Genomic DNA, 20854 nt, shown 5'->3' with positions numbered 1-20854 from the left:
CGCGCCATGCTTCGTTGAAGGACTTGAAAAGGGAGCGACCATTTCCTGCGTCCTTCGCCTCGCCTGACACGATTTGGCGCTGCAACGAGGCCTGCGCTGAAACGTCAACAGCCCCTAGTGTAACGACTGGCCCGTTGGCATGTCGTGCTGAGAACGAAGTCACAAAGCCGCGGTCTATTGCCGCGATCTGCGCTGTATCTGACCGTGACTGCTATATAGTCACCCCTTTCCCATTGCTCCCGACGAGTGCCCCATGCTCAACAAAGGACTGTTCCTGGCTTGCGCGCTTGCGCTGCTTAGTGCCTGTGATTCCTCCTCGCCTGACAAACCTGCCGCGCCGCCCGCGCAGACATCGACGCCTGCCGCCGCTGCGACGACCAAGCCGAAACCGGCGGTTGATCTGCCAGCGCTGGCCAAGCGTTATACAGGGCGTGAAGTGAGCGTGGTGGATGTCTCGGAGATTCAGGTTGAAGGCGCCAGCACCTTGTCGGTGAGCTTCTCCGTGCCGCTGGACCCGGAGCAGAAATTCGCCGAAAAACTACACCTGGTCGACAGCAAGACCGGCAAGGTCGATGGCGCCTGGGAGCTGTCGGATAACCTGATGGAGCTGCGCCTGCGCCACCTTGAGCCGCAGCGCAAGCTGGTGCTGACCGTCGACGCCGGCGTGCGCGGGGTGAATAACAATACTCTGGCCAGCGAGTTCAGTGCCCGTCTGGAAACCCGCGACCTGCAGGCCACGGTCGGCTTTGCCAGCCGCGGCAGCCTGCTGCCGACCCGCCTGGCCGAAGGCCTGCCGGTGATCGCGCTGAACGTCGACAAGGTCGATGTGGAGTTTTTCCGGGTCAAGCCTGATCAGTTGCCCAACTTCCTGACCGAATGGGAAGGCTCGTCGAGCATGTCGGCGTATCGCTCCGAACAGCTGCTGCCGATGGCCGATCTGGTCTACGGCGGGCGCTTCGACCTCAAGCCTGCGCGTAACACCCGCGAAACCCTGCTGCTGCCCATCGGTGGCATCAAGCCCCTGCAAGAGCCGGGCGTGTACCTGGCCGTGATGCGCGCCTCGGGCAGCTACAACTACACCCTGCCGGCAACCCTGTTCACCTTGAGTGACATCGGTCTGTCGGTGCACCGTTACAGCCAGCGCCTGGACGTATTCACCCAGGCCCTGGAAGGCGGCAAGGCGCAGAGTGATGTGAACGTCGATGTTTACGACAACGACGGCAAGGTGGTTGCTCAGGGTAAAACCGACGGCAAAGGCCACGCGCAATTGCCGCTGCCCAACAAGGCTGCCCTGATTCTCGCGCACAAGGGCGAACAGACCAGCCTGCTGCGCCTGAACAGCCCGGCGCTGGATCTGGCCGAGTTCGACATCAGCGGTCCGCAGGCCCACCCGTTGCAGTTTTTTGTCTTCGGCCCCCGCGACCTGTATCGCCCCGGCGAGACCGTGCTGCTCAACGGCCTGCTGCGCGACCAGGACGGCAAATCCGTCAAGACCCAGCCCATCAATGTCGAAGTGCGCCGTCCTGATGAGCAGGTGAGCCGCAAGTTCGTCTGGGAACCGGACGCCAGCGGTTTGTACCAGTATCAATTGCAACTGGCCGACGAAGCCCCCACCGGGCGCTGGCAGTTGGTCTACGACCTGGGCGACGGCAAGCCGCAACTGTATGAATTCAACGTCGAAGACTTCCTCCCGGAACGTCTGGCGCTGGACCTGAAGGGCAGCGAGACGCCAATCTCGCCGGAGCAAAACCCGCAGTTCGAAATCACTGGCCGCTACCTGTACGGTGCGCCGGCCTCCGGCAACAGCCTGACCGGCCAGTTGTATGTTCGCCCGCTGCGTGAGGCGGTGGAGAAACTGCCGGGCTATCAGTTCGGTTCGATTACCGAAGAAGACCTCAAGTTCGACCGCGAGCTGGACGCCACCACCCTGGACGCCAACGGCGAAGCGGTACTGGACGTACAGACCGAATGGGCCAAGGCCCGCTCGCCGCTGAACGTGATTTTGCAGGCCAGCCTGCAAGAGTCCGGTGGCCGCCCGATCACCCGTCGCGTGGTTCAGCCGGTCTGGCCTGCCGAGCGCCTGCCTGGCCTGCGTGCGCTGTTTGGCAGCAGCACCGGCGAAGATGATTATGGCTACGGCGCTGCACGGGGCGAGGCCCAGACGGACGGCGACGGTCCGGCCGAGTTCGAAATTCTGGTGGCTGACGCCGCCGGTAACAAACTGGCTGCCAACGATGTGAAGGTGCGGCTGGTACGCGAGCGCCGCGACTACTACTGGACCTACTCGGACAGCGATGGCTGGAGCTACAACTACAACGAGAAATTCCTCAACCTCAGCGAAGAAACCCTGACCATCAACAAAGACGCCACCGCCAAGGTCACCTTCCCGGTGGAGTGGGGTCCGTACCGCGTCGAGGTTGAAGATCCGGCCACCGGTCTGGTCAGCAGCCTGCGCTTCTGGGCCGGCTACCGCTGGCAGGACAACGCCGAAGGCGGCGCGGTGCGTCCGGACCAGGTCAAGCTGGCGCTGGACAAACCGGCTTATGCCGATGACGCCACCGCCAGGGTCACCGTCACGCCGCCCGCCGCGGGCAAGGGCTACCTGCTGGTTGAGTCCAGCGAAGGTCCGCTGTGGTGGCAAGAGATCGACGTGCCGGCCGAAGGCAAGACCTTCGATATCCAACTGGACAAAAAATGGGCGCGCCATGACCTGTACGTCAGCGCCCTGGTGATTCGTCCCGGCGAGCGCAAGGCCAACGTTACGCCCAAGCGTGCCGTGGGTGTCCTGCACCTGCCGCTGGATCGCTCGCAACGCAAGCTGGGCCTGACCGTTACGGCACCGGAGAAGATGCGTCCCAAGCAGCCATTGAAGCTGAAAGTGGCTGCCAAGAACGCCGACGGCAGTGTGCCCAAGCAGGTTCAGGTACTGGTCTCGGCGGTCGACGTGGGGATTTTGAACATCACCCGCTATGCCACACCTGATCCGTTTGCCAGCCTGTTTGGTCGCAAGGAATATGGCGCCGACCAGCTCGACGTGTACGGCCAGTTGATCGAAGCAGGGCAAGGCCGGCTGGCCAGCCTGGCGTTCGGTGGCGATGCCTTGGCCAAGGGCGGCAAGCGCCCGGACACCAGTGTCACCATCGTCGCTCTGCAAAGCGCCCCCGTTGTCCTGAACGAGCAGGGTGAAGGCGAGGTCAGTGTCGATATTCCTGACTTCAACGGCGAACTGCGGATCATGGCCCAGGCCTGGACCGACGAGCGCTATGGCATGGCCGAAGCCAAGACGGTGGTCGCCGCGCCGCTGATTGCCGAACTGTCGACGCCGCGCTTTCTCGCCGGCGGTGACCAGACCAGCGTGGCGCTGGACTTGGCTAACCTGTCCGGCAAAGCCCAGAAACTTGATGTGCAGTTGTTCGCCGAAGGCCAACTGAGCATTCCGGGCGGCGACCAGAGCAAGACCGTGCAACTGCAACAAGGTCAGCGCACCACGCTGAAATTCCCGGTCCAGGCACAAGGTGGTCTGGGTCAGGGCAAGCTGCGGGTCAAGGTCGATGGGCTGGTCATTCCGGGCGAGGACCTGCCGCCGCTGTCGCGGGAATGGACCGTGGGCGTGCGCCCGGCCTACCCGGCGATGTTGCGTCATTTCCGCGCCGTGCTGGAGCCAGGCCAGGAGTGGAGCCTGCCCGAAGGCGCACTGCAAGCCTTTGAGCCGGCCGGCCGTGAGGCGCTGATGTCGTTGTCGAGCCGTCCGCCGCTGAACCTGGGGGAGCAGATCCGCGCCCTCAAAGCCTACCCGTATGGCTGTGCCGAGCAGACCGCCAGCGGCCTGTACCCGTCGTTGTATGCCGACGCCGCGACCCTCAAACGGCTGGGCCTGGCCGGCGAGCCGGATGCCGAGCGCAAGCGCAAGGTCGAAATCGGCATCGAGCGGCTGTTGGGCATGCAGCGCTACAACGGCAGCTTCGGCCTGTGGGGCGCCGATGGCGAAGAGGAATACTGGCTGACCGCCTACGTCACCGACTTCCTGCTGCGCGCCCGCGATCAGGGCTTTGCCGTGCCGGCTGAAGCCTTGAAGAAAGCCAACGAACGCTTGATGCGCTACCTGCAGGATCGCGGTCAGGTGCTCAACTACAGCCAGAACGCTGAGCACACCCGTTTCGCCGTGCAGGCCTACGCCGGTCTGGTGCTGGCGCGCAGTCAACAGGCGCCGCTGGGTGCCCTGCGCACCCTGTTCGAACGGCGCAGCGATGCACGCTCCGGCCTGCCGCTGGTGCAACTGGCTGTGGCGCTGGAAAAAATGGGCGACAAACCCCGTGCCGAGCAGGCCCTGCGTGCCGGTCTTGCGGCCGGTCGCAAGCCCAATGAGTGGCTGGCCGACTACGGCAGCCCGCTGCGTGACCAGGCACTGATCCTGGCCTTGCTGGAAGAAAACAACCTGGGTGGCGAGGCGCGTAACCAGCGTCTGTTCGACCTGGCCGATCAACTGGCGGCCAGCCGCTACCTGTCGACCCAGGAAAGCAACTCGCTGTTCCTGGCCGGCCGCAACCTGCTGGGCAAACCGGAGAAAGACTGGACCGCGCTGTTGTCTTCGGCCGGCCAGAACCTTGACCTGAGCAACCGCCAGCCGGGGCAGAAACTTGCCGGTGCAGTGCTGGCCGCACCGCTGGCGCTGCACAACCAGAGTGGCGAAACGCTGTACCAGCAGTTGACCCTGTCCGGTTACCCGACCCAGGCACCGCTGGCCGGTGGCGAGAACCTGACAATCAGCCGCGAGTACCTGAGCCTGTCCGGCCAGCCGCTCAACGTCGAGGCATTGAAGACCGGCCAACTGGTGCTGGTGCACCTGCAAGTGTCGGCGCGTCAGCGGGTACCGGATGCGCTGATCGTCGACCTGCTGCCGGCGGGCCTGGAACTGGAAAACCAGAACCTGGCGCAAAGCGCGGCCAGCCTGGAAGATGCCAGCGAGTCGATCAAGGGGTTCCGTGAGTCGATGGAGAACGCCAGCCTCAAGCACCAGGAGTACCGTGGTGATCGTTATGTCGCGGCGCTGGACATCGAAGGCAGTACCCGTCCGGTGCACCTGCTGTACCTGGCCCGTGCAGTAACCCCGGGTATCTACAAGGTGCCGCCGCCGCAGGTCGAATCGATGTACCGGCCGAACTGGCAGGCTCTGGGCGAAGCCCCGGCGCAGATGGTGGTCAGGGCTAAATAAACCTGACCCCGCAGGAGCCGCTTTAGCTGCGAAGCTTTCGCGGCTAAAGCCGCTCCTACGAGGACGGTTACGGGATTATGGTTACGGGGTTGTAGTTACGAAATGATCCAGCTCAACAACCACAGCCCCAGCGCCAGCCAGATGATGCCGAGGATGATCGAGGCGCGCATGAAGGCGCGGATCGCCGAATAAAGAAACAGCAAGCCGGCGATCAGCGCCAGAATGCTGACCAGCGATGTATCCATGCCCAATGCCCGTGACAAGCCATCGACGAAGTTGCCCCCGGCATGCACGAACAGATTGAAAAACCACGCCAGACCATCGACCACAAAGCGGATCACCGCGCCGATCGCTTGGCCCAGCCACTCGAAGAAGCCTTCTACTTGCATGGATAATGTCCTGATTGAAAGGGGAACCTGTTTGCTTTGGCTGTCGGCCACTATCGCTGGTTCCCTGAGGGCGGGAGAGTCTTTGCTGTGAAATGGTTTTTTGTTGAGCGCCTGGGGCCGCGTAGCCGGCGCTGGTTACCGCTCATCTTGCTGGTTGTGCTGTTGCCGCCGCTGCTGTTGTGGCTGGCTGACCGGATCTGGCCGTTGCCATTGCCCAAGGATGATCTGGCCAGGGTGGTGCTGGCCGAAGACGGTACGCCGCTGTGGCGCTTCGCCGATGCTGATGGTGTGTGGCGCTATCCGGTAAGCAGCAGCCAGGTTTCGCCCTATTACCTGGAGGCGCTACTGACCTACGAAGACCGCTGGTTCTATAGCCACCCTGGTGTTAACCCGCTGTCGCTGGCCCGCGCCAGCTGGCAAAACCTCAGCGGTGCCCGTGTGGTGTCGGGCGGCAGCACCCTGTCGATGCAGGTGGCGCGTCTGCTCGACCCGCATGCGCGGACCGTACCGGGCAAACTGCGTCAATTGTGGCGCACCGTGCAACTGGAATGGCACCTGTCCAAGCCGCAAATCCTCGAAATCTACCTCAATCGCGCGCCGTTCGGCGGCACCCTGCAAGGCGTGGCGGCCGCCAGTTGGGCGTATCTGGGCAAGTCACCGCAACACCTGACCCGCTCAGAAGCTGCAATGCTTGCGGTGCTGCCCCAGGCGCCCAGCCGCCTGCGTCCGGATCGCCATCCGGAGCGGGCCCAGCACGCACGGGACAAAGTGTTGCGGCGGCTGGCCGAGTTCGGTGTCTGGCCGCAGTCCGGAGTCGATGAGGCACTGCAAGAGCCTTTGTTGCTGGCGCCCCGTCAGGAGCCGAGCCTGGCCCCCTTGTTGGCCCGCCGCCTGAACCGGCCGGATAGTCCGCCATTGATTCGCACCACCCTCGACGCCAGCCTGCAGCGGCGTATGGAAGACCTGCTGATGGGCTGGCGCGCACGGCTGCCGGAGCGCACCTCGGCAGCCATTCTGGTGGTTGAGGCCGAGAACATGGCGGTGCGTGCCTATGTCGGCTCGGTGGACATCAACGACACCAAACGTTTCGGCCATGTCGACATGATCAGCGCCCTGCGCTCACCGGGCTCGACCCTCAAGCCGTTCCTGTATGGCATGGCCATGGATGCCGGGCTGATTCACTCTGAATCGCTGTTGCAGGATGTGCCACGGCGTTATGGCGATTACCGGCCCGGCAACTTTTCGGCGGGGTTCGGCGGGCCGATTGCCGCCAGCTCGGCGTTGTCGATGTCGCTCAACCTGCCGGCGGTGCAACTGCTGGAGGTCTATGGCCCGAAGCGGTTTGCCGCCGAACTGCGCAACGGCGGGATTCCCCTGACCTTGCCGCCGCTGGCCGAACCGAACCTGGCGCTGATTCTGGGCGGTGCCGGCACGCGTCTGCAAAACCTGGTCGCCGGCTACAGTGCATTCGCGCGCGGTGGGGTCAGTGCCGATATTCGCCTGCAACCACAAGACGCCTTGCGCGAGCGACGCATGATGTCGCCGGGTGCGGCATGGATCATCCGGCGCATTCTCAGCGGCCAGTCACGGCCGGACCTCGACCCGCACGCTGAACTGGTGCAGCGCCCGCAACTGGCCTGGAAAACCGGCACCAGCTACGGCTTTCGCGATGCCTGGTCGATTGGCGTCGGGCCGCGCTTTCTGGTCGGTGTATGGATCGGCCGCCCCGATGGCACGCCAGTACCCGGCCAGTTCGGCCTGGCCTCGGCCGCACCGCTGATGCTGCAGGTCCACGATGTGCTGGCCAACCGCGACAGCCAGCGTGGGATCAATACCCCGGTGGCACCGGTGCCCTTCAACGTCGGCGTAGCGGCTATCTGTTGGCCGCTGGGCCAGCCGATGAGCAAGAGCGACCCGAACTGCCGCCGGCAGCGCTTTGCCTGGACCCTGGAGGGCACCACCCCGCCGACCTTGCAGGCCGCCGACCAGCCATTGGGCCTGGGCCTGCTGGAAAAAGTCTGGGTCAACGCCGAAGGCTTGCGGGTCGATGCCAGCTGCGCTGGCGCCGTGGCCCGCGACATCGCCCTATGGCCGGCGCCACTGGAACCCTGGCTACCGCGCGCCGAACGCCGCGAAGCGCGCCTGCCTGCCATCGACCCTGGCTGCCCGCCGCAAGGCATCAGCATGGTCACGCCGCTGAGCATCGTCGGCGTGCGCGAGGGCGACAACCTGCGCCTGCCCGCCGGCAGCCGCCAGGCCCTGCACCTGAAACTCTCGGCACTTGGCGGCAGCGGCCGGCGCTGGTGGTTCATCGACGGTTCACCGGCGGCCGACACCGACAACCAGCAAGACTTCAACACCACCCTCAACCGCTCCGGGCATTACCAACTCAGCGTGCTGGACGAAAGCGGCCAGACCGCCCAGGTGCAGTTCAACGTCATCGATTGAGTTGGTTGTAAACGCTCAAGTAAGCGGTTTGAAAACAGTCGGGTGAATCAATTGTAGACCCAATACTGTTCAGTTAACTCGGTGGGAGTTGGCTTGCCGGGGTGCCGGACCACAACGAAGGCAGCGGCCCATTCGCAGCAGATGCTGTGACTTTACCGGCCTCTTCGCGACCAAGGTCGCTCCCACAAAGGCATGCGGCGGGTATGTGAACAGTATGGGTTGTAGACCATATACCGAATACCAAAATGTGGGCGGCTGCAAAACAACAGGAACGCCCCATAAATTAGTCATATATAACGTTCGTGCAGCCTGCAGATTATGGGCTTCACAAACTTCCCGGTGGCCCATTTTTATTGACTTGCGTGCATTGAAAACAGCAGGCCAAAGATCAGGATATATATCCGGTTAATACCAATTCGAGAGTTGAGAGCGTTTAGCCAGAAGCGTGAGATGCCCCCAGGGACGACATGTTAAGGGGACCCCGGAGTCGGTGGGGTAAGCAATCACTTGCTGGATGGATTCGCTCATGAACACTCAACATTTCTGGAAGGCAGGCACAGCACTGATATTGGCCCTGAGCCTTGGATTGACCGGTTGCAGCAGCGGCGGTGGCGGCTCGAAAAGCCATGTAGATGGCTCGGGTAGCGCAGGCGGCACTGCGGGCACCGATGGCAGCGGTGCCGGCAGCGGCGGTTCTGGCAGTTCGGGCGGAACCGGCGCTACTGACGGTGGCGGTGGCGGTGGTAGTGGTAGCAGTGGCGGGACCGGCGGTATCGATGGCGGTGATGGCGGCGGCACCGGCGGCACCGGCGGCGGTACTGGCGGCGGTGGCTCTGGCGGCAGCGCCGGCACCGGCGGTAATGGAGGCGGTAACGGCGGTGGTGGTGGCGGTGACGATGACGGTGGCGTACAGATCAGCAGCCTCGCCACTGCGCAAACCGCTTCTGAAGGCGGCAATGCGCTCAGTGGTCTGGGCGATGCGGTAATCGGTATCGGCGAGGCATTCTCCACCCTCTCCCTCGGTGACAGCACCGACCTGACCGGTGGCGCCGGCGGTCTGATCGCTTCGGTCGGCATCGCCACCAACAGCCTCGGCGGCTCCGTGACCCAAGGCCTGGGTACTCTGGGCACTGACAGCAACGCACTGGGCATCACCTTGTCGGGTGCCGGCAAGGCCACTGCTGATCTGGGCGGCGGTGTCTCGGCGCTGGGCAGCGGCGTAGCGGCATTCGGTGCATCGTCGCAAATCGAACAGGTTCCGCTCGTGGGCGGTGTACTGAGCAAGACCGGCCAAGTGGTTGATGGGGTAGGGCAGCGCGTCACCATGCTCGGCAACACCCTGAGCGCTGCGACCACCAGTGGTCCTCTGGGCAACCTCACCCAACAAGTGGGCGATCGCCTGGTTCCAGTGGTCGCCATGGTCGAATCCACCACTGACAAACTGGGCACCGCTACAGGCCTGGGTGCGCCGGTCAGCGGTGTGCTGCAACAGGTCAAAGGTACGCTGAACAACCTCGGCACCGGTCTGGCCAATTCCACCGGTGGCGACAGTCCGGTCACTGCGGGGCTGGGCAACACCGTTGCAGCCTTGGGCAACACCCTTGGCAATGCTGGCGGGCTGGTCAATGCCGGCTCCATCGGCACCGGTACACCCGCCCCTGGCGGCAGTGGCGGTCTCGGCGGTGCCCTTGGCGGTATTGGCGGCGGCGGCATTGGCGGTGCCGGTGGTATCGGCCTGGTGGAAACCGTCGGAGGCGTGGTGTCCGGGGCCGGCAGCGGGCTGGCCAGCAGCACCGCTGGGGTCCTCAACGCCGTGGGCGTCAACGGCAACGCCATCGGCGGCTCGGTCGCCTCGCTCGGCACCGTGTTGGGCGGTAGCGGTACGCCTAATGCCGCAGTGGCCGCGCCGGTCGCCGGCCTGACCAACAGCGTGGGCGCTGCGGTGGCACCGGTGGTCAGCAACGTGGTCAGTGTCACCCAGCAAGTCGGCGGTGCCACCGGTATCGGCGCACCGGTCAATGGTCTGCTGACCCAGGTCGGCGGTGCCGTGAACAATCTGGGCAGTCAGGTCGCCGGTACAGGCAACAACGCGGTCAGCAGTGCGCTGGGCAATACCGTCAGCAGCGTCGGCGCCACTGTGGCCCAAATCGGCACTGTGGTGAATGCCCCTGGTGCGACACCAGGCACCGGTACTGCGACCGGTCTGGGCGGTGTGCTGGGCAATGTCACCGGGGCGCTGGGCGGGCTGGGCCGGCAGTAGCTTTTGAGCGGCGAGCCGGTAGCGGCTTTTCACACAGCGCCTAAGCTGATTTCAGGCAGGGGAGTCGGAATGATCCCCTGCCTTTTTCTATATGAGATGCCGCTGTTGTATGGTCATGGAGTGTCCCTATGCGTGCATGTGTCCGGGTTCTGGTTCTGGGGGCTGCGGTTTGCCCCTGGCTGGTTCAGGCAGAGACTCTGCCGAGCTTTCTCAATAGCAATGATCGGCAGAACAACCTGCCGGTGCCCAATCTGCCTGCCGACGCTTATCGCCCTGCCGCGCCGGCCTTGCAACTGCCTGCTCCTGCACCGCCTGAAGCGGCGCCGCTGATGATGAGCACCAAAGTCGCGGTGCGGCGGATTCGCATCGAAGGCGGCAGCGTTTACCCACTTGAAGAACTGGCTGGCGGGTTCAAGCCGATGATCGGCCGCGACGCGACGCTGGGTGAACTGATCGAGGTCACTCGTGCACTCACTCAGCGTTATCAGCAGGACGGTTACCTGCTGTCTTACGCCTTTTTGCCGCCGCAGGACTTCAATGACGGGCTGGTGCGGGTGGTGCTGGTCGAAGGCTATGTGCGCGATTACCAGCTGCAAGGGGAGCTGGGCCGGGTGTCAGCGTATCTGCAACAGCTGGTCGACAAGATTCGTCAGGAGCGACCACTGACCCGCAAGACCTTCGAGCGTTACACCACCCTGATGAGCCGCGTGCCGGGGGTGACCCTGCAGGCCAGTGTGCCGCCGCCGGGCACGACCGACGGCGCCACCACGCTGATTGCCACAGCGTCACGCAAGCCGTTCACCAGCAGCCTGGGGCTGACCGATGACAACCGCAAGGGCATGCAGGCGCTGCTCGGTCTCAACAGCAATGCACAGACGGCGATGGCCGAACAACTGAGCCTCAGCGGGCTGTTTCCGCCCGGCGATGACAAAGAGCACTACTGGCGGCTGGACTATAGCCAGTACCTCAACGCAGAAGGCACTCAGTTGAGCCTGTGGGGCTCGCGCTACAAGGCCGACCCGCACACCCGGCTGGCGCTCGATAACGGTCTGGAACTGAGCCAGCACCGCGAGAACGACCGCCTTTCGCTGGGCATCAGCCACCCGCTGATTGCGGCCGCCAACGAGTGGTTGAGCGTCGGTACGCGCTTGTATGCGGTCAACGACAAGACCCGTTTCCAAGTGGTCGGCCTGCCGTTGAGTATCGAAACCCGCACCGACTTGCGCGCCCTGGCGGTCGAGGGTGACTGGCGCAAATCCACGGATCGGCAGTTGCGCATTCTCAGTGCCGGTGTCTATCAGGGCATTGATGGGATGGGGGCGAAAACCACCGATGAGCTGTTCGACCTGGATTTTTTCCGCCTGCGCGTCTCCGGGGTGCAGAGCGACCGCTTTGGGCAGCACTGGCAGGGGGTGTTGTCGGCAGCGCTGTACTGGAGTGACGACAATTTGCCCGACAGCGAACGGGCGCAGTTTGGCGGGCAGAACTTCGGCCGCGGTTACCCCAACGACCAGGCCACCGGTGACAAGGGCTGGGGGGTGGCCTATGAGCTCAACTACAGCTTCAACCGCGATGATGGCCGCTGGCTGAAAGTCATCCAGCCTTATGCGGTGCTCGACGCTGCACGCACCTCGTTCAATGCCTTGCCAGTCAAGGACGCAAAAATGTCATCGGCGGCGCTGGGGGTGCGCTTTGGTGATTCGCGTTATTACAACATTGCCCTGGAAGCCGCCAAGCCACTGTCCGACCCCGGCCTGGACAGCTTCAACCGCAACCCACGCTTCACCCTGAGTTTCAGCTACCAGCTTTGATCAACAATAAGATCCGCCGGTGCAAACACGTTTGCACCGGCGGATGGTTGTGCAGTGTGATCAGGGGCTGACCTGATAAAGCTTCGGTTCGGGGAACAGGCTGTTGAGGGTTTCGATCAGACGCACGTGATAGATCGGTTTGCGGAACAGATCCAGCACCTGCAAACGCAGCAGGTCGCTGACATCTTCCATATCGGCGTGGCCGGAGGTGACGATCACCGGCAGGTGCTGGCGTGAGGTGTGTTCGCGCAGGCGCTTGATGAGCTGGATGCCGCTTTCTTCCGGCATGCGCAGGTCGGTAATGACCAGCGCGATATCCGGGTGGCGGGTCAGTTCTTGCAAAGCCTGTTTGACCGAGGACGCAGTGAAGCAGCAGAACCCCTCGCCTTCGAGCAGCTCTGCCAGTTCTTCATTGGCGTCCTCTTCATCGTCAACCAATAACAATTGTTGGCGGGCAGGTTGGACAGCCATTTGTATTTATCTCTCTGCAGGAGGCGAAAAATGGCCCACGCTGGCACCTTTGCACGGGACTGTCAGCAACGACCTCAGCATCAGGGTGTTTTAGGGGGTCAGGCCATCTTTAATACTGGTGAAGATGTTCCCGACCTGTGTGCCGATGTCGCCCATAAAACCGACGATGACCACTGCCACCATGGCAGCGACAATCGCATATTCAATCGCCGAGGCCGCTTCCCGGTTTTTCATGAAAGCAAGGATGCTCACATAGGCGCGTACAAACAGCTGAGTAATGAACATGGTCGTTCTCCTTGCACGTATTCAGTGCAGTGAGCCTTCACTGCACCGCTGAATCTTGCGGGTTGCAACTACAGCATTGTCTGCAATGACGCGGCCCACAATCGTAATAAAGCATTAAACCTAAAGTTATAACTGTCGGCCTTGCGTCCAATAGTCATGAACGCGCTTGTATAAACAGGTTATTTGCAACCGCTCATGGCGTTTTCGAATGGGTGATCTACATTCCTATAACGAAATGGAGCATGGAAATCACGACCCGATGCGTCGAAGTGGTCATGAGATGACAACCGGAGAGTCGTCATGAGCAGTCGCGTTACCCTGGCCCTGGCGGTGCTTTCCCTGTTGGGTGCGATTCTGGCCGGGTATCTCGGGGTGGTGATCAGTCGTGAACCGCCTGCCCCCGCGCCCGCTGTTGTCGACACCGCCCAGGCCCCGGCTGCGCCGGTCGAAGCCCTGCCGCCAGCGCCCACAGCAACGGCAACCTCAGCCGAAGAAGCGCTGCGCAAGAACGTCGTGGTACTGGCCCGCGACCTGCCTGCCTATGTCCCCATCCAGCCCGAAGACCTGGTCATCGAGCGGCTCAAGGTCGCGCCGCAGGGCAGCTTCAGTACCTTTGAAGAAGTGCTCGGGCGCAACAGCTGGCGGCCACTGGCGGCGGGCAGTTGGCTGAATGCCGCCAGCTTCGAGGCCGGTGGCGGCTTGGCGCGGATGATCCGCCCGGGTGAGCGGGCGCTGGCCGTGGCCGTGGATGAGGTCGCCAGCGCGGCCGGGCATCTGAGCCCCGGCGACTATGTCGATGTATTGCTGTACCTGCCGCAGGACACTGATAACCCGCTGCGCTCCAGCCAGGTGGTGGTGCCGGCATTGCGGGTGTTGGGGGTCGGGGCGTTGCTCGGCCCGGCGCTCGATGGCAGCCCGGTACAGGCCTCCGGGGCCGATATCCGGGTCCAGCAAGAGCAGCAGCGGGGCAATGTGCGCAGCGTCGTGCTCGCCGTGCCGGCGCCGTTGCAGGACCGCTTGATGCTTGCCTCGCAGACCGGGGTGCTGCGGCTGGCGGTACGCAGCGCCGACGAAAGGCACCTGCAGCAATACTGGGCGGCCGACCCTGGCAGCCAGGACGTCGCCCTGCGCCTGGACTCGACCGCGCGCAGCCTGACGCGGTTTAGCCAACTGACCCTGGCGCCCGCACCGCGCCGCGATGACGCTGCTGCGCCGCGGGCGGTCAAGGCGATGGAAGTGATTCGCGGCAACCAGGTTACCCAACCGAACCCCTGATTTGAGCAAGGATGCAGTTGATGAGCAGTCGTTTCCTTTCGGTTACTGCGATGTGTGTGCTGGCAGGGGTATGGGCAGGCTCTGCCCGCGCGGCAGCCAGTGGCTGTGCGGCGCTGTCGGCCCTGCCGCCGGTGCTGGAAGTGGACCAGGGGGCACAACGCGATATCCGCCCCGGTGTGACGATTACTCGCGTTGCGGTGGGTGATCCGAAGATCGCCGATGTGCAGGCCGCTGGCACCCAGGGCGTGATTGTGACCGGGATCAGTGGCGGCGCCACCAGCCTGATGGTCTGGACCGGCTGTGCCAGCGCGCCGCAGCAGAGCATGGTGTTCGTGCGCGGCAAGGCCAGCGCAGCACTGGCTGAAACCGCGCGTAGCCAGGCCGGCCAAGAGCCGCTGCCGATTCAGGTGCAGACCGACATCCGCTTTGTCGAGGTCAGCCGCACCAAACTCAAAGAAGCCAACTTCTCGATTTTCGGCAAGGGCTCGAACAACTCACTGTTCGGCTCACCGGGAACGGTGCCCGGCTCGCTAGGGGTGACGCCGGGCATTGTGCCGTCGATTGTTGATGCCCCGGCCGGCACCGTGGGGCCGATCCTGCCTTCCAATACGGTGGTGCCGCTGAACAACAACATGTTCAACATCGTCTGGGGCGGTGGCAGCAGCAAGGTGCTGGGCATGCTCAACGCCATGGAGAACAGCGGTTTTGCCTATACCCTGGCACGGCCGAGCCTGGTAGCGCTGAGCGGGCAGAGCGCGAGCTTTCTGGCCGGTGGCGAGTTTCCGGTGCCGGTGCCCAACGCCGAGGGCAGCGGGATTTCCATTGAGTACAAAGCGTTCGGTGTGCGCCTGACCCTGACGCCTACCGTGGTCAGCAACGAGCGCATTTTGCTCAAAGTGGCGCCGGAGGTCAGTGAGCTGGATTTCACCGCCGGCATCACGGTTTCCGGCACCAGTGTGCCGGCGCTTAACGTGCGCCGCACTGACACCAGCATCTCCCTGGCCGATGGCGAGAGCTTCGTGATCAGCGGCCTGATCAGCAACAAGAACAGTTCGGAAGTGGGCAAGTTTCCAGGCCTTGGCGATATCCCGGTGCTGGGCGCGTTCTTTCGCAATTCGCAGATCAACCGTGAAGAGCGTGAGTTGCTGATGGTGGTGACTCCCCACCTGGTCCAGCCGCTGGCCCGTGATGCGCAACTGCCTTCGTTGCCCGGCGAAGGACTGCGCAATTACGACCCGAACTTCTACCGCATGATGTTTCTTGAGCGCGGCGACTTCGAGCGCCGCAGCGGGTTGTCGCAATGAGCCAGAGCCTGAGCCAGACCTTTCTGGCGATCACCCGTAACCCGGCCGACCTGGAATGGCTGCAGGGCGCCCTGGGCTCGTTGGGGCAGGTGGTCAGCGCCGGTTCCGGCAGCCTTGACGATCTGCTGGCGCTGGTCGATGTGACCTTCGCCAGCGTGGTGTTCGTGGGGCTGGATCGTGATCACCTGATGAACCAGAGTGCGCTGATCGAAGGCGCGCTGGAAGCCAAGCCGATGCTGGCCATCGTCGCCTTGGGCGACGGCATGGACAATCAGTTGGTGCTCACTGCCATGCGTGCCGGGGCACGGGACTTTGTCGCGTATGGCTCGCGCTCCAGTGAAGTGGCGGGTCTGGTGCGGCGGCTGGGCAAGCGCTTGCCGGCGGCGGCATCCAACCCGAACATGAGCGGCCTGACCGTGCTTTACGGTGCGCAGTGCGACGGCGACGGAGCACTGATTTCCAGCCACCTGGCGCTGGTAGTGCAGAAGACCGAACAGCGCACCTTGCTGCTGGACCTGGGCTTGCCACGCGGTGACAGCCTGGCATTGCTGGGCCTGGAGTCATCATTCAGTTTTGGCGATGCGCTGCGGCACCTGCGGCGGCTGGACTCGACCCTGATCGACAGTGCGTTTACCACCGCTGACAGTGGTCTGCGGATTCTTGCTTACACCGATGCCGATGACGACCTGGAGCGCTCCAGCGCCGCCGAGCTGTACATGCTGCTCAGCGCGCTGCGCCAGCACTTCCAGCACGTGATCATCAATCTGGTCGGCCAGCCTGACAGCGAGGCCTTGCGCACCTTGGTCAGCCATTGCGATCAATTGGTCTGGTACACCGACCAAAGTGTCATTGAGTGTCGGCGCAACCTGGCGATCCTCAACCTGTGGCGCGACAAGGGCATGAAATTGCAGCACGCGGTGTTGCTGGTCGATCGCTACCTGCGCGCGGTGGCACCGAATGCCGAGACGGTGGGCAAGACGTTCGGCCTGCCGGTGGTCTCGGTGCTGGCGCTGAGTCCGGAGTTGCGCCTGAACGCCAAGAATCAGGGGGTGACCCTGTTCGAGCTGGCGCCGCGTGAGTCGTTGTCGGCCGGTTTGCGGCAACTGGGCGAGCACCTGATCAGCCACTCCGGGCGAGCCGAAAAACGCACTGAAGGCTGGTTCAGCCGGCTATTGAGGAATCGCTGATGCCTGACAAACCGTTTGGCGCGTCTTCGCGCAGCCAGCAACCGGGCGATGATGCCCAGGGCCTGAAGCTGGTACTGCACCGCTACATCATCGACGGTATCGAAGAGCACGGCCGCAACCTGCTGGAAGGCTCGCGCCCGGCGCTGGCGCAGTTCGTCATCGACAAGGTCGCCGAGTATGTCGCACGTTTGCGGCTGGCGATTTCCCGTTACGAGATGGAGCGCCTGGCCGAAGAACTGGTGGATGAACTCACCGGCTTCGGGCCGCTGGAAGTGTTGCTGCGCGATGTGTCGGTCACCGAGATTCTGGTCAACGGCCCCGGCAAGGTGTTCATCGAACGTGACGGGGTGTTGCACCATACCGACCTGCGGTTCATCGACTCGCACCATGTCGAGCGGGTCATGCAGCGCATCCTCGCCCCGCTGGGGCGGCGCCTGGACGAGTCATCGCCGATGGTCGATGCGCGGCTGCCCGACGGCAGCCGGGTCAATGCGATCATTCCGCCGATTGCCCTGGACGGCCCGTGCCTGTCGATTCGTAAATTTCGCAAAGACATGCTCAAGAGCGCTGACCTGGTGGCCACCCAAGCCATCGATCAGGCGATCTTCGAGTTCTTCCAGGACGCGGTGGGCAAACGCTGCAATATCCTGATCAGCGGTGGTACCGGGACCGGCAAGACCACCATGCTCAACGTCCTGAGCCAGTTGATCGACACTCACCAGCGGCTGGTGACCATCGAAGACGTCGCCGAATTGCAACTGAGCCACCCCCATGTGGTGCGCCTGGAAACCCGCCCGCCGAATGCCGAGGGGCATGGTGAAGTGCGCGCCAGTGACCTGATTCGCAATGCCCTGCGGATGCGCCCGGACCGCATCATCCTCGGCGAGATTCGCGGGGTCGAAGTCCTCGATGTACTCACCGCGATGAACACCGGCCACGAAGGTTCGATGAGCACTGTGCACGCCAACAATGCCCAGGATGCTCTGCTGCGCCTGGAAACCCTGGTCGGCCTTACCGGCCGCCAGATCGCTGAAAAGACCCTGCGCCAAATGGTCTGTGCGGCGCTGGATGTGATCATTCAATTGACCCGTCTGCCCGATGGCCGGCGCTGTGTCAGTGAGGTGGTCGAGGTGGTGGGCATGCGTGACGACATCTATGTCACCAACACCCTGTTCCGCCTCGACAAGCGCACCGGCTATGGCTTCCACCGCGAAGCGGTGCATGCCGCAGGCGACAAACTGCGGCCGATGTACTAGGCGCAAGGAGACACGGCCATGAAAGCGACCCTGGTGCTGGTCTTGCTGGCGATTGTACTCTTGGCCGTCGCCGGCTACCTGTTCTACACCGCGCTGAACCGCGGGGCCAATGAGCGGGTTTTGCAGCGGCTGAACCAGGGCCGGGTCGTGGCAAAACCGGAAAAGCCCGGTATGCAGCGTCTGGAGCGGGCGTTTCTGCGCGCCGGCATGGGCCGGCCGGCCGAGCGCATGAAGCTGGTGCTGGCGGTCTGGGGCCTGGCCATTGTCTTTGGTTACCTGTTGGCTGACTGGCCTGGCCTGCTCGCAGGCCTGTTCGGCGTGCCCTTCACATTGCGCATGTACGTGTCATGGCGCTATCGCAAACGGGTGCTGCGGATGATCGAGCAACTGCCGCAGATGCTCGACCACACGGTGCGCAGCCTCAAGTCCGGACGCACCCTGGCTGATGCGGTGCTGCATGGCATCGAGGCGGCTGACCAGCCGCTGCGCGATGGCATGGCAAGGATCGAGCGCAACGTCCAACTGGGCGTCAGCCTGCCCGATGCCGCCCATGACTTTGCCGAACTCTATGAGCGCGACGAACTGCACCTGTTCGCCCTCGGCCTGCGGGTCAACCACCGCTATGGCGGCAATGCCAGTGAACTGATGGAAAACCTGATCAAGCTGATCCGCGAGCGTGAGCAGATGTCCCGCCAGCTCAAGGCAATGACCGGCGAAACGCGCCTGACCGCCGTGGTGCTGGGGGCGTTGCCTATTTCGCTGGCCGGCTATTTCATGCTCTCCAGCCCGGAGTACTTGCTGCACATGTGGAACGACAACAGCGGGCAGAAGATGCTGCTGGTCGCGTTTGCCATGCAAGTGACTGGCTGCCTGTTGCTGTGGCGCATGTTGAGGAGCATTTGAGATGGGCTTGCTGCTGCTCAGTGTCCTGATGTTCCTCGCCGCCTTTGGGCTGCTGGTGTCGCACATGGCATTGGTGCGCCGCAATGAGCGCCAGGTAGCCATGCGCCTGCAAGGCCAGACGATTCGCGAGAGCCGCATCGGCAGTTGGCTGCGGCTGCTGGGCGACACCCCGCTGGGACGCAAAGCGGTGAGCATGGACAGCGAGACTCAGGTTCTGCTCAACCGTATCGGCTGGCGACGCGCGAGTAAGCGCTCGTTGTATGCCGCGTGTCAGATTGGCGTGCCCATGGGCTTGGTCAGCCTCACGTTGTTCGTACAGGTGCTGTTTTTCGCGGACGCGGCCAATCCGCTGATCGCGCCGTTGTTTGCGCTGGGCATGGGTTATCTATTACCCAAGCGGGTGTTGGCGGCGGTCGCTCAGCATCGGCAAAAACAAATCGTGGTCGAGGTGTCGACCTTCATTCCGCTGCTGCGCATTCTGTTTGAGTCAGGCATGGCGGTGGAGCAGGCGCTGCGCGTGCTGAGCAACGAAGGCAAGGAACTGCTGCCGGTGTTGTCCGAGGAAATCCGTGTGATTCTGGTGCGCGTCGATTCCGGGCTGGAACTGGGTGACGAGCTGCGCAAGACCTCCAGCCTGCTGGCGGTGGACGAATTCAGTGACACCTGTGTGATCCTCAACCAGTTGATCCATCAGGGCGGTGGTGCCTTGCGCTCGCTGCTGGCACTCAAGCAACTGATCGACGATCGACGTCTGACGCGCTTGCAGGAGTACATCTCCAAGCTGTCGGCGAAGATGTCGGTGGTGATGATGGTGTTTTTGTTCCCGGCTTTGCTGATCGTGCTGGCCGGTCCAGGGTTTACTGCCATCAGCCAGGCACTGGGCAGCAAATGAATGCGTCGTACAAGGAAAGCGGGCGATGAAAGCAGTGATCGCGGTATGCGGGTTTTTGATGTTGAGCGGTTGTGCCAGTGAGGGGCATGCGCCCTGGGTTCAGGGCTTGAGTGGCAGCAGCCAGGGAAACTGCGGCAAATTGAGTTCCGATCAGGAGTTGGCCATCAATCTGGCGCAAGGCATGGCAGACGAGGGACGTCTGCATGCCAGCCTGGCCAACCTCGAAGACCTGCCCGCTGAGCTGGGCGAGGTGCGCCTGCGCAAGGCGCGGGTGTTACGCCAGTTGGGCAGCGCTGAAGCCGAGCCGCTGTACCGCAGCCTGCTGGGCACCTGCCGCGCCGCCGAAGGCGAGCATGGCCTGGGCCAGATCGCCGCCACCCGGGGTGACTACGTACAGGCCCAGCAGCACCTGCAACGCGCCGCGAAACTGGCGCCCACCGACGAGAAAGTCCGCAACGACCTGGGCATCGCCTACCTGAACCAGCTCAAACTGGAACAGGCGCGCTTTCAGTTCATGACCGCGCTGGAACTCAAACCCTCGGACAACCTGCCGGCGCAGAACCTGGTGACCCTGCTGATTTACCAGGACCAGTGGCAGCAGGCCGCCGAGCTGACCACCCGCGCCGGGCTGACGCCGCGTCAGGTCAGCGCCGCGCAACAGCGCGCGACCCAGCTTGCGGCGCCCGCCCAACGGCCGCAGGCGCTTGCACCGGCCCAGGCGCCAGCCATGACCGCCGGTATGGACACAACCCGCACTGCCAACGTCAGGAGCCAACCATGAAAACGCTGATCGGTATCGTTGTGTTATTCGGTCTGCACAGCATGGCCTGGGCCATCGAGCCGGGGCCGGCCTCGCAGGCCCAGCAACAGACCGAAACCTGGTTGCAGTTGCAGGTCAAGGGCAGTGCTGCCTCGAAAATCCCGCAAACCGCCACCCCCACCGAGCGCGAACAAAGCCTGCAGCGCTGGCTGGACAGCAACAACCACAAGATTCCGGAGTTTTTCGACCAGGAGCAGGGCGGCAAGGTGGCAGGGGGCAGTCGTTGATGGCGATTGTTGGACGCCACCGATTCAATTGAAACAGTAGTGGCTTTAGCCGCACTAGTGTTCAATCAGGTACTGTATGCCCCCGGTGTGAGCAGCCGGCCGGCGTTCCGGTTG

15 protein-coding genes are annotated in these 20854 nt (G+C 63.3%); 12 read left to right on the top strand and 3 right to left on the bottom strand.

The genetic code is table 11. The features are described from left to right. The first annotated feature begins 253 nt into the window (after positions 1-253). Positions 254-5212, top strand: a complete 4959-nt coding sequence (locus NRB16_RS17035; protein ID WP_257106554.1) for an alpha-2-macroglobulin — start codon at positions 254-256, stop codon at positions 5210-5212. Positions 5213-5307: 95 nt separating this feature from the next. Here the strand turns inward: NRB16_RS17035 and NRB16_RS17030 are convergent, their stop codons facing one another. After that, on the bottom strand, positions 5308-5601 hold the full coding sequence (locus NRB16_RS17030; protein ID WP_045483941.1) for a hypothetical protein: 294 nt from the start codon (positions 5599-5601) through the stop codon (positions 5308-5310). A gap of 111 nt (positions 5602-5712) precedes the next feature. Between NRB16_RS17030 and pbpC the strand changes: the two genes are divergently transcribed. From pbpC to NRB16_RS17015, 3 genes are all read left to right on the top strand, one after another. Next, entirely contained in the window at positions 5713-8049 is a 2337-nt protein-coding gene (gene pbpC, locus NRB16_RS17025) for a peptidoglycan glycosyltransferase PbpC (protein ID WP_290447375.1), read from the top strand. 526 nt (positions 8050-8575) lie between these two features. Then, positions 8576-10309, top strand: a complete 1734-nt coding sequence (locus tag NRB16_RS17020; protein WP_257106553.1) for a collagen-like triple helix repeat-containing protein — start codon at positions 8576-8578, stop codon at positions 10307-10309. 128 nt (positions 10310-10437) lie between these two features. Next, on the top strand, positions 10438-12120 hold the full coding sequence (locus tag NRB16_RS17015) for a ShlB/FhaC/HecB family hemolysin secretion/activation protein (RefSeq protein ID WP_045483932.1): 1683 nt from the start codon (positions 10438-10440) through the stop codon (positions 12118-12120). Between the two features lie 60 nt (positions 12121-12180). On the opposite strand, the gene NRB16_RS17010 is transcribed toward NRB16_RS17015, so the two are convergent. Together NRB16_RS17010 and NRB16_RS17005 are read right to left on the bottom strand one after the other, a co-directional pair. Continuing rightward, positions 12181-12591: a response regulator gene (locus NRB16_RS17010; protein WP_045483930.1), complete on the bottom strand. Its 411-nt coding sequence runs from the start codon at positions 12589-12591 to the stop codon at positions 12181-12183. Positions 12592-12681: 90 nt separating this feature from the next. Beyond that, positions 12682-12876, bottom strand: a complete 195-nt coding sequence (locus NRB16_RS17005; RefSeq protein ID WP_045483927.1) for a Flp family type IVb pilin — start codon at positions 12874-12876, stop codon at positions 12682-12684. Between the two features lie 300 nt (positions 12877-13176). On the opposite strand from NRB16_RS17005, the gene cpaB reads away from it, so the two are divergent. The 8 genes from cpaB to NRB16_RS16965 are packed head-to-tail and all read left to right on the top strand — an operon-like array spanning position 13177 to position 20740. Further along, on the top strand, positions 13177-14151 hold the full coding sequence (gene cpaB, locus NRB16_RS17000) for a Flp pilus assembly protein CpaB (RefSeq protein ID WP_257106552.1): 975 nt from the start codon (positions 13177-13179) through the stop codon (positions 14149-14151). A gap of 20 nt (positions 14152-14171) precedes the next feature. Continuing rightward, entirely contained in the window at positions 14172-15455 is a 1284-nt protein-coding gene (locus NRB16_RS16995; protein ID WP_231906372.1) for a type II and III secretion system protein family protein, read from the top strand. Further along, on the top strand, positions 15452-16642 hold the full coding sequence (locus tag NRB16_RS16990; protein WP_045483918.1) for a pilus assembly protein: 1191 nt from the start codon (positions 15452-15454) through the stop codon (positions 16640-16642). The genes NRB16_RS16995 and NRB16_RS16990 overlap by 4 nt, the downstream gene beginning before the upstream one ends. After that, positions 16642-17898 carry a CpaF family protein gene (locus NRB16_RS16985; protein WP_045483906.1) on the top strand — a complete coding sequence of 419 codons (1257 nt, stop codon included), beginning with the start codon at positions 16642-16644 and terminating at the stop codon, positions 17896-17898. The genes NRB16_RS16990 and NRB16_RS16985 overlap by 1 nt, the downstream gene beginning before the upstream one ends. 18 nt (positions 17899-17916) lie before the next feature. Further along, on the top strand, positions 17917-18801 hold the full coding sequence (locus NRB16_RS16980) for a type II secretion system F family protein (RefSeq protein ID WP_257106551.1): 885 nt from the start codon (positions 17917-17919) through the stop codon (positions 18799-18801). Between the two features lies 1 nt (position 18802). Further along, positions 18803-19693 (top strand): type II secretion system F family protein, encoded by an 891-nt coding sequence (locus NRB16_RS16975; RefSeq protein WP_257106550.1) that lies wholly within the window; start codon positions 18803-18805, stop codon positions 19691-19693. 25 nt (positions 19694-19718) lie between these two features. Beyond that, positions 19719-20474 (top strand): tetratricopeptide repeat protein, encoded by a 756-nt coding sequence (locus NRB16_RS16970; protein WP_045483897.1) that lies wholly within the window; start codon positions 19719-19721, stop codon positions 20472-20474. Next, positions 20471-20740: a DUF3613 domain-containing protein gene (locus NRB16_RS16965; protein WP_045483894.1), complete on the top strand. Its 270-nt coding sequence runs from the start codon at positions 20471-20473 to the stop codon at positions 20738-20740. Before NRB16_RS16970 ends, NRB16_RS16965 begins: the two co-directional genes overlap by 4 nt. Positions 20741-20854: the final 114 nt, after the last annotated feature.

It is taken from the genome of Pseudomonas sp. LJDD11, assembly GCF_024584215.1.
Lineage (GTDB): Bacteria > Pseudomonadota > Gammaproteobacteria > Pseudomonadales > Pseudomonadaceae > Aquipseudomonas.
Note: the sequence above shows the minus strand (reverse complement) of the source record. Positions and strands in the feature narration are given on the sequence as shown.